General features: G+C 70.8%; 8 protein-coding genes and 1 tRNA gene. 3 read left to right on the top strand and 6 right to left on the bottom strand.

Annotation, left to right across the window (positions count from 1 at the left end; all coding sequences use genetic code 11):
- Nucleotides 1-335 precede the first annotated feature (335 nt).
- Nucleotides 336-407: transfer RNA gene (locus MYF83_RS38920), tRNA-Arg, on the top strand.
- Between the two features lie 269 nt (nucleotides 408-676).
- Here MYF83_RS38920 and MYF83_RS38915 read toward each other — a convergent pair.
- From MYF83_RS38915 to MYF83_RS38905, 4 genes are all read right to left on the bottom strand, one after another.
- A complete protein-coding gene (locus MYF83_RS38915) occupies nucleotides 677-1339 on the bottom strand; it encodes a DUF4097 family beta strand repeat-containing protein (RefSeq protein ID WP_248965829.1) in 663 nt (220 codons plus the stop codon).
- Between the two features lie 354 nt (nucleotides 1340-1693).
- A complete protein-coding gene (locus MYF83_RS44650; RefSeq protein ID WP_372500372.1) occupies nucleotides 1694-1906 on the bottom strand; it encodes a BBE domain-containing protein in 213 nt (70 codons plus the stop codon).
- A 577-nt stretch (nucleotides 1907-2483) separates the two neighbouring features.
- A complete protein-coding gene (gene recD2 / locus MYF83_RS38910) occupies nucleotides 2484-4616 on the bottom strand; it encodes an SF1B family DNA helicase RecD2 (RefSeq protein WP_308201573.1) in 2133 nt (710 codons plus the stop codon).
- A gap of 99 nt (nucleotides 4617-4715) precedes the next feature.
- Nucleotides 4716-5627: an NAD-dependent epimerase/dehydratase family protein gene (locus MYF83_RS38905; RefSeq protein ID WP_248965826.1), complete on the bottom strand. Its 912-nt coding sequence runs from the start codon at nucleotides 5625-5627 to the stop codon at nucleotides 4716-4718.
- A gap of 71 nt (nucleotides 5628-5698) precedes the next feature.
- Between MYF83_RS38905 and MYF83_RS38900 the strand changes: the two genes are divergently transcribed.
- Both MYF83_RS38900 and MYF83_RS38895 read left to right on the top strand, forming a co-directional pair.
- Nucleotides 5699-6640, top strand: a complete 942-nt coding sequence (locus tag MYF83_RS38900; protein WP_248965825.1) for a LysR family transcriptional regulator — start codon at nucleotides 5699-5701, stop codon at nucleotides 6638-6640.
- 27 nt (nucleotides 6641-6667) lie between these two features.
- The gene (locus MYF83_RS38895; protein ID WP_248965824.1) at nucleotides 6668-7186 is read left to right on the top strand and encodes an NUDIX hydrolase; all 519 of its coding nucleotides are present in this window, start codon (nucleotides 6668-6670) and stop codon (nucleotides 7184-7186) included.
- Between the two features lie 16 nt (nucleotides 7187-7202).
- On the opposite strand, the gene MYF83_RS38890 is transcribed toward MYF83_RS38895, so the two are convergent.
- Both MYF83_RS38890 and MYF83_RS38885 read right to left on the bottom strand, forming a co-directional pair.
- Nucleotides 7203-7580, bottom strand: coding sequence for a YciI family protein (locus MYF83_RS38890; RefSeq protein ID WP_248965823.1), 378 nt, complete (start codon nucleotides 7578-7580; stop codon nucleotides 7203-7205).
- Nucleotides 7581-7758: 178 nt separating this feature from the next.
- Nucleotides 7759-8814 (bottom strand): ParB/RepB/Spo0J family partition protein, encoded by a 1056-nt coding sequence (locus MYF83_RS38885; protein WP_248965822.1) that lies wholly within the window; start codon nucleotides 8812-8814, stop codon nucleotides 7759-7761.
- Between the last annotated feature and the right edge of the window lie 451 nt (nucleotides 8815-9265).

Below are 9265 nucleotides of genomic sequence, written 5' to 3'. Positions count from 1 at the left end.
TGGCGGATCTGTCCGGTGGCGAGTTGGCGGGGTGGGGGTGGATCTGTCCGGTGGCGAGTTGGCGGGGTGGGGTTGGCTGGGCGGGTGGTGGACCTACTGGCGGCGGATGCGGGTTCGACTGATGGTGGGCGGGGGATCGGAGCGGTCATGGGCGGGAGGGGGGCTGCTGGGGGCGATGGGTGGCGGGTTTGGCTGGTGGTGGGTTTGGCGGCGTGAGGTGTCGCGGCGGGGCCAGCACGGGCGTTGCCGGCAAGGCGTGATCGACTTGCCTGATCGTGAAGTCGTTTCCGAGTAACGGAAGACCTCCAGATGCTGGTAGCCTTACCACTCGTTGAGCCCCCTTAGCTCAGGGGATAGAGCACCGGCCTCCGGAGCCGGGTGCGTAGGTTCGAATCCTACAGGGGGCACTACCAGAGGCCAGGCCAGAGACGATCTGGCCTGGCCTTTTGTCTGTCGTAAAGCTAAATGGTCTTGCCGCCTTGCGACGCTTGGTGCCCCTGGATGACGGTCCGCGCGATCCATACGCGATCCATGATCCGCAACAGTCCAGAGGGGGGACCGTCGCAGCAATGCGGCGGTCCTACCCGGCGAGTGGGGGCCTGGAACGACCCCACTCCACATGGATGGACCGGGGCCGTTCGTCGTCACCGGGCTTGGCCCCTCTGGAGGCTGCGGGTCACAGGCTGCGGGCGGTGATGTCGCCGTTGGAGGTGGTGGCGTGGATGTCGAGTTCGGCGGTGCCGTCGTTCTTGAGGGCGTTGGTGATGCGGCCGTGAGTGGTGCCGGCGTCCAGGGCGGCCGAGACTCCGGCGGCGGCGGCGATCGAGATGTCGCCGGACTGGGTGCGGAGCACGACCTTGCCGCCGGTGGCCTCGGCGATCCGGATGTCGCCCCGTGCGGTGCTGATCTCCGCGGGGCCACCCAGGCGGCCGACCTCGACGTCGCCGTCGGTCGCGGTGAGGCGGAGGCTTGCGGTCTCGTCGAGCTTGATCTGGCGGTACGCGCCTTCGAAGGCGACGTCGCCGAGGCGGCCGACGGTCCGGAGTTCGGCGCTGGCCGTCTTAGCCTCGACCTGGGAACCGGCGGGCAGCTTGACCGTCACCTCGATGGATCCAGACGGGCCGAGGTACTGGTTCTTCACCAAGGTCTCGATCCGCAGGACGCCGTCGGCGTATTCGACCGTGGTCTGCTCGGCCGCCTTCACGTCGTGGCTCTTTGAGGCGTTCGTGGGCCGGACCTCGACCGCGGTGTCGGCCCGGTCGGCGGCGATGAACTGGACGCGTCCCGCGGGGATGTGAAGGACGGCGGAGATCGGGGCGGGGGTGTCGAACTTCTGCATCATGTGCTCCTTGTGCTGTGTTCTTTCGATATCCACCATCGCCAACCGCTCTGATACCGGGCTGTCGCCGTCCTGACGCCGCCGCTGACATAGCGGGAAGTAGCCAGCCGGGCCCGGCCGGGGGAGCCCGGTCGGGCCTCTTGCGTTCAGGGCGAGGCCGGCGCCTGGCCCTCGCCAGTGGTGTCAAGGCGGCCGCACGTCGGCGTGCACCGGCCCGGTCGCGGCCGTCGGACACCCCTTGGGCTGCCGCTCGCGGTATCACGTACGCGCGGGTAGGCGCGCGGGAGCGGCGGACCCCCGCGGCGAGGATGAGACAGAGCCGATCACGCCGCACAACGCAGCGCCCTCGACCTGCTAAGCGTCTGCGGCGACGGGATGATTGGAGCGAAAGAGCCCAGCAGGGTCGTACGTGGTCTTCACCGTACGCAGCCGTTCGAGGGTTTCCGGGTCGAAGAAGCGGCCAGGGTCGTCAGACGTGTCCCGGAAGTTCAAGTAGTCCCGGACCGCGCGCCAAGGCGCAACGGCGTCCAGCACCTGACCCACCGCCCGATCCACCCCCGGCTTCATCGCAGGGTCCGGGACCATACCCACCGCGTACAGCGCGAAGTCACCCTCCAGACACCCCAGTGCCCCCGCCCCGCTCGTACGGCGCCCCACGGCCCCACCCAGCTGGCGCAGCTCCACCGACAAAAGCGGCGGCCGGTGAAGCGGGTGACGTCCACGTCGTCGGCATTCACCTCGAGCCGGTACCCGGCGGGACCGAGGGCCAGCATGCTCGGCGTGCGTGGTTTACGGTCCGGCTCGAGCGCGCGACGCAGATTCGATATGTATGCCTGCAGAGAGGCGAGTGCCTCCGGCGGCGGGTCGTCCCCCAGAGTCGATCGATCAGCACGTTCGGAGAGATGGGGCGCCGGTCGGCCAGCACCAGCACGCACATGAGGATCCGCTGCTTGGGCGGGCCCAGGGGCCGGATCCGTCCGCCCTGCACGACCTCTAACGGTCCCAGCATGCGGATCTCCACGCGGACAGCATAAGTCAGAAACCCGACATTAGGCCCCGGAGTCCCGCAGGCAGGAGCCGACCGCGATGGTCCGATTCGGGGAGGCCGCCCACACGTCTCGGCCGGCTTCGCCCCGCCGGCAGTCTAGCCCTGGAGGGCGAGGGAGAGGCGGCGGGGGAGGCCGGTGTTGCGGGGGTGGCCGAGCCGGTGGACCGCCATCTCCAGGGCGTCGCGCGCGCCGACCAGGACGACCCACGAGCGGGCGCGGGTGACCAGGGTGTAGAGCAGCCTGCGGCGCAGCATGACCCCGCCGAACTCGGCGACGAGCGGCGCGACCACGAACGGGTACTCGCTGCCTTGGGAGCGGTGCACGCTGATCGCGTAGGCGTGGGTCAGGTCGTCGAGCTGGTCGAAGGTGTAGGTCACCGCATCGCCGTCGTCGATGAGGATCTCCACGAGCCGGTTCTCCTGGTCGATCGCCGTGATCGTGCCGGTCTCGCCGTTGAACACGCCCTTGTCGTAGTTGTTGCGGATCGGCATGACCCGATCGCCGACGCGGAAGACGGCGTCGCCCGACCAGTGTTCGGCCTTGCCGTCGCCGGCCGGGTTGCGGCGCTCCTGGATGACGCGGCCGAGCGCCGCCGTGCCCGCCGCGCCCTTACGCATCGGGCACAGAACCTGCACCTGGTCCGCCGCCACGTTCTGCTTGCGCGGGATCGCCTCGGTCGCCAGGTGGACGACCCGCTTGGCGACCTGCTCGGGATCGTCGAGCTCCTCGAACCAGAAGCCTCCGCCGCCCGGCGTGGGCGGCACCTGCCCTGCCTTGATCTGGTGGGCGGCGCGGATGATGGCGCTGTCCCCGGCCTGCCGGAACACCTGGGTGAGCCGGACCCGCGCGATCTCCTCGACGCGCAGCAGGTCGGACAGCACGCTGCCGGGGCCGATGCTCGGCAGCTGGTCGGCGTCGCCGACGAGCAGCAGGTGGCTGCCGGACGGGATGGCCGAGGTGAGCCGGGTGGCCAGGTGCAGGTCGAGCATGGACGCCTCGTCGACCACGATCAGGTCGGCCTGTGCGGGCGTCTGCTCGAACAGCGTGCCGGCGTCGGGGTCGGGCTGATGGGCCAGCATCCGGTGGATGGTCGTCGCGGGCAGCCCGGTGAGCTCCGAGAGGCGCTTGGCCGCCTTCCCTGTGGGCGCGGTCAGGGTCACCGTGCCGCCCATCGCCTTCACGGTCGCGGCGATCACCTTGACGGTGTGGCTCTTACCGCAGCCCGGCCCGCCGGTGAGGACGGAGACGGTGCAGGTCAGCGCGGTGGTCACGGCGGCACGCTGGTCCTCGTTCAGCCCGGGGTCCTCCTGGAAGGCCCGCATGGGGAGCGTGGAGGGGGCCCGCCAGAGCCGCGCCAGGTTGGCGGTCAGCCGGAGCTCGCGGCTGTGCTGCTCCTTGGTGTACACCACGGTCTGCGCGGGGTCCGCGGGCGAGACTTCGGCGACCACCCGGCGCTCGGCCGCGAGGGCATCGACCATCTGCCGGACGATCTCGTCGTCCTGGCCGGTCAGGTCCGCGGTCTGCGCGACCAGGGCGGTCAGCGGCAGGTAGCAGTGACCGGCGCCGCCGGCCGCGGTCTCCAGCCGGTCCAGGATCGCCGCCTTGATCCGCTGCGGGCTGCGTTCGGGCACGCCCGACTGCAGCGCGATCTTGTCGGCGGTGGTGAACGCGATGCCTCTCACCTGGCCGATGAGCCGGTACGGGTCGGAGGTGAGGACGTCGGCCGAGTCGGCGCCGAACACCTGGTAGACCTTCGCCGCGAGCAGCGGGCTGATGCCGAAGCCCTGCAGGACCACCATGAGCGCGGCGATCGCCTTCTGCTCCTTCCATGCCTCGACGATCTGCGCCTGCCTTACGGGGCCGATGTTGAGGACCTCCGTGAGCCTCCCCGGCTCGGTGTCGATCACGGTCAGGCTCGCCTCGCCGAAGTGGTCGACGATCGCGTGGGCGAGCCTCGGGCCGATGCCGCGGATGAGGCCGGAGCCCAGGTACATCTGGATGGCCCGGATCGTGGACGGGACGACCCGCTCGCACGCCGTGACCACCAGGCGCCTGCCATGGCGCGGATGCTCGTCCCACTCGCCGGTGAGCCGGAGCGTCTCGCCGGGTTGCACCCCGGCCAGGGCCCGCCCGGAGGCGACGAAGCCGGGCGTGCCGTCGGCGCTCATGCGGGCGACGGTGTACTCGTCCTCGCGGACGTACACCAGCTGCTCGACGGAGGCCTCCACGACTCAGATACAACCACTTCGCGGCCGCACCCGCGTCAAGCCGGGCGCGGCGGCGGAGTCACGGGCCGGGGCGGGCCGGCTCGCGCCGGGGATCGGGACTCAGACGTATGCGAGGGCTTCTGAGATGGCGCGCGGCAGCCAGTCCGCGGTGTGCGAGAACGGGAAACCCAGCCGGACGGCGCGGTCGTTGTCCATGCCGTAGGCGTGGCCGAAGGAGAACGGCGAGGGGTCTCCGTCCGTCGTGTAGCCCGCCGAGCCGAGGCCGGCGGCCGAGAGCGCGTCGCACAGGTCCATGACGTCGAGCGGCCCGTGGGAGCAGGCGTTGACCGGCCCGGTGAAGCCGGACCTCGCCGCCCAGACCAGGAAGCCGGCGATCTCTCGATCGTTGATGAACGAGGACGGGTGGGGCTGAGGGTGCACCACGATGGGAACGTCTTCTCGGATCCGGCTCACGTAGTGGTGGAGCCGCCCGGTGAAGTCCCGGCCGCCCAGCACATGCCCGGCGCGGACGCTCGCGAACTCGAACGCGGGCTCCCGGGTGAAGACCGCTTCGGCCTGGCGCTTGCCGTCGCCGTAGTGCTCCTCGACGAAGGCCGGGTCCTGCCAGGGCAGCTCCATCCGCACGGGCAGGGTGGCGAGGTCGATCGCCTCCTCGCGCAGCGGCTTGCCGCCGGAGAGGTCAGGAGAGCCGGGGTAGTGGAGGGAGGAGTACACCTCGATCGTGGAGGTCATGACGTACCGCCGCGTCCGGCCCGCGAAGACCCGGCGTGCCATGGCGGCCTGGACCGGGGTGTAGCAGACCTGGTCGATCACCGTGTCGAAGGCGCGGTCCGCCAGGGCGGCGCGCAGCGCGCGCTCGTCGTCGCGGTCGGCGGTGAGGTGCTCCACCCCTTCCGGCGCCGGCGAGGAGCCGCGGTTGATCACGGTGACGGCCGCGCCCTCGTCGCGCAGACGCTCGATCACTTGCCTACCGAAGTACCGGCTGCCGCCGATGACGCACACCCTGTTCATGGCCAGAGTCTGACCTGGCTAAGGTCATCAGCGGTAGTGGTGATCGGCTTATCTGGTCGTCAGGAGAACTAATGATCGATGTCCAGCGTCTTCGGGTACTGAGCGAGGTCGCGCGATGCGGCAGCTTCAACCGTGCCGCCGCCGCGCTCGGCTTCACCCCCTCGGCGGTCTCGCAGCAGATCGCCGCGCTGGAGCGCCGCCTCGGTGTCCTGGTGGTGGAGCGCAGCACCCGGGGAGTGACCCTCACCGAACCGGGCCGCATGCTGGTGGAGACGGCGGTGGCCATCGCGGCGGAGCTCACCGACGTGCAGGAACGCATCGACCGGCATGTACAGGACGACGTCCGCTTCACCGTCGCGACGTTCGCGAGCGGAGGCCGGCGGCTGCTGCCCTCCCCCCTGGCCCGGTTCACCGCCGCCCATCCTCAGGTGGAGCTGACGATCCTGGAACGCGAACCGGAGGAGAGCCTGCCGCTCCTGCGGGAAGGGCGGGCCGACATCGCCCTGGCGTACCACTTCGACGGCCCGCCGCCCGCCCGTCCCGGCGACCGGTCCGCCCTGGACTGGACCCCGCTCGGGGTCGATCCGCTCCGTGTCGTCCTGCCCCGCGCCCATCCCCGCGCCGGCCGCACGAGCCTGCACCTGGCCGAGCTCGCCGGCGAGCGCTGGGTGCTCGGCTGCCTGAAGACCGCCGACCTGCTGCGGGACTACGCCACCCTGGCCGGGTTCGAGCTGCGCATCTGCTGCAGCGCGACCGACTACATGTTCGCCCAGTCGCTCGTCGGCGCGGGCATCGGCATCGCGCTGATCCCGGAGATCGCCGTCGCGGACGCCCCCGACCTGGTCGCCGTGCCCCTGGAGCCGCCGAGCCCGTCCCGCCACATCGGCGTCGCGACGGCCCGCCGCCATCGGGGCGCCGCCCAGCCGTACGTTGAGGCTCTCCTGCGGCTCCTGGCGGGCACCGATCTCCCCGCCGGCCACCTGGGCGGTGCCGAGGTGATCCCATCGCAGTGACGGGTGGCGGTGTCTAGGATCTTGGTTGTGACCGTGCCCATCCTGCGCCCCACCGCCCGGGTCCTGGCCGCCGACCGGCAGGACCGGCTGCTGCTGTTCCAGAGTGCCGACACCACCTGGTTCACCCCGGGCGGTGGCATGGACGACGGCGAGACGGTCGAGGCCGCGGCGGCACGCGAGCTGCTGGAGGAGACGGGCCACCGCGTGGGCCCCGACCGGCTGGGCCCGGTGGTCGCCACCACGGCCGGGCACTGGCTGGGCGGCTGGGACGGCATGCTGTACTTCTCGGTGGAGTCGTACTTCTTCCTGCGGGTGGACACGTTCGTGCCCGACACGTCGGGGTTCACCGACTACGAGCGTGAGGACATCCGCGCGCACCGCTGGTGGACGCTGCCCGACCTTCGCACCACGCGGGAACGCATCGTGCCGTGGGGGCTGGCCGGCCTGCTGGAGCGCCTGTACGCCGGGGAGGTGCCGGCCGCGCCGGTGCGGCTGCCCTGGCACCACCCCGAGTTCGAGCACCTGGCCGCTCCCGGCGCCGGCTAGCCTCCTGCCCGGTGGGTCATTCGCCGAATGCCGGAGCGGAGTCGGCGCCGAACACCTGGCGGACCTCAGACTCGCCCTCCCAGCCCGCCCAGTGCTCCTTGTGCAGCTCCATGAAGCGGGTAGCGACCGCGACCGCCTCCTCCTTGGAGGACACCTCCAGCACCGCGTAGCTGGCGATCATCTCCTTGGACTCGGTGAAGGGCCCGTCGGTCACGGTCAGCTTCCCGGAGGAGAGCCGGATCCGGGTGCCCATGACGGTCGGGGCGAGGCCGCCGGTGTCGAGGAGCACACCGGCCTTGGCCGTCTCCTCGCCGAACCGGGCGATGGCCTCCATGAGCTCCTGGGGCGGCATGCCCGAGTTCTCCGCGGTCTTGAGCAGGAGCATGTAGCGCATTGTGGTTCTCCTTGTGCGTGCGAGGGTTCGGGAAGGCCGCACCCGCTGCTGTCGGTTCTACCGGCGCGTCGACCGGAGACGGCGGGATCGACAAAGCCGGTGAACTTTTCCGCGGATTTTTTCGGCGGGCTCATTGTGCACACACTGAAGCACTGATGTTGACGGACGGCGGGCTACCTCACGCCGTCGTCTCGGCACGCCTGCGGACCTGCTCGGCGAACTCCAGCCACTCCTCGGCGACCGCGCAGGCCAGGTCGGCGATCAGGTACGCGCAGTGCGGTGGCATCGGGCCGCTGAGGTCCTCCCAGCCGCGAACGCCCGCCGTGTGCTCGTTGAGCCAGCGCAGCAGTGTGCGGCCGGAGTCGGTGAACCGTACGGAGGGGTCCCGCTGGAGCTGGTGCAGGATCGTGGCCGGATCCTTCGACCGGTCCGCCCGCCCGGCCTCGGCGACCCGCCGCAGCCGGCGCTCGGCCGGCGCGGGCTCGCGACGCTCGTCCCGGGCGCGCTGCTGAGGCGGGATCGGGTCGTCGCCGCGCAGCATGCGGTTGCGCACGTCCCGGGCGGTGCCGAGCGAGATCCCGGCCTGCTCGGCCACCTTGCGCAGCGACGCGTCCGGGCGGAGGGTGAACAGCTCGCAGGCCCGGCGCCGGCCCTCGGCACTGGTGAGCGGCCGGACGCGGCCGTCCCGTCCTATGCGGCTGTGCAACTGGGGCACGCCCGGCGCCGCCGCCCGGCGGATGCCGTCGACGGTCTTCGCCGACAGGCCGGTGACCGCCGCGATCGCCCGGTCCGACCACTGCGGGTGGGAGACGACGATGCGGGCGGCGGCCGCCTCGCGGTCGGCCAGCGAGAGCGGGAGCCCGTGCGCCGTGTTGGCCTCGACGGCCATGACGAACGCCGCCTCCTCGTCCCCGTCGAAGAGCCGGACCTTGATCTTCTCTTCGCCGCGCAGCAGGGTTGCGCGGAGCCGGTGCATCCCGTCGATGACACGGAGGGTGTCCCGGTGCACGAGAATCGGCGGCAGGTCGGCGTCGGACTCCGCGAGCAGGCGGGTGTGCTCGGTGTCCTCGCCGGAAAGGCGCGGCGAATCGCCCAGCGACAATGAGCTGACGGCCATTATCTCGTAGTCGTCGGAGTCATTCTCCACCGGCGACAGAAGAGCGCTCCGCGGCGAAGCCGTGCAATGGGTGAGCGAGTTCGTGTCAGGTGCTGTCGTGATGTCCTGCGTCGGCATCAAGACACCTCCCCCGTTTTCCGTCGGCTCCCACGTGTTCATGCGCACGCCCGTCGTCGGCGGGCCGTTCGGATACCTGAAATCAGCCAACAGTATGTGAGGCCTATCGTTGTGCGGCCGGTGAGGCGCCGCATCTTCATGGTTGCTCTATCGCCTCCGGGCGAGACCGTCCGGGTGCCGCCGCGGCGGTGTGCCCGGTGGATTTCCGGGGTCGCCTTTCCCGTTAATAGGGGGTTATCGGGGTGGCGGCGGTCGTGGTGACCCCTGTCTTCGCGTCCGTTCACGCCCGCACGCTTGCTCCCCGATTCCCCGGTCCGCACACTTCACTTCATAAGCTTGTTCCGATGTTTCTCCGCCGGAATCGCCGGGCCGCGTGCCGGTGATTTCGGCGACGAACTCACGGAGGCGCGCGACCACGTGACGGTGCCCACGGTCCATGGCATGCCGAAGT

It is taken from the genome of Sphaerisporangium perillae (genome assembly GCF_023276435.1).
Classification (GTDB): domain Bacteria; phylum Actinomycetota; class Actinomycetes; order Streptosporangiales; family Streptosporangiaceae; genus Sphaerisporangium; species Sphaerisporangium perillae.
This window is presented reverse-complemented; position numbering and strand designations above follow the sequence as displayed.

Excerpts from the sequence above, each read along its gene's own strand:
- MYF83_RS38915 (WP_248965829.1), bottom strand. The coding sequence starts at position 1,339 with ATGCAGAAGTTCGACACCCCCGCCCCGATCTCCGCCGTCCTTCACATC.
- MYF83_RS44650 (WP_372500372.1), bottom strand. The coding sequence starts at position 1,906 with ATGAAGCCGGGGGTGGATCGGGCGGTGGGTCAGGTGCTGGACGCCGTT.
- MYF83_RS38905 (WP_248965826.1), bottom strand. The coding sequence starts at position 5,627 with ATGAACAGGGTGTGCGTCATCGGCGGCAGCCGGTACTTCGGTAGGCAA.
- MYF83_RS38900 (WP_248965825.1), top strand. The coding sequence starts at position 5,699 with ATGATCGATGTCCAGCGTCTTCGGGTACTGAGCGAGGTCGCGCGATGC.
- MYF83_RS38890 (WP_248965823.1), bottom strand. The coding sequence starts at position 7,580 with ATGCGCTACATGCTCCTGCTCAAGACCGCGGAGAACTCGGGCATGCCG.
- MYF83_RS38885 (WP_248965822.1), bottom strand. The coding sequence starts at position 8,814 with ATGCCGACGCAGGACATCACGACAGCACCTGACACGAACTCGCTCACC.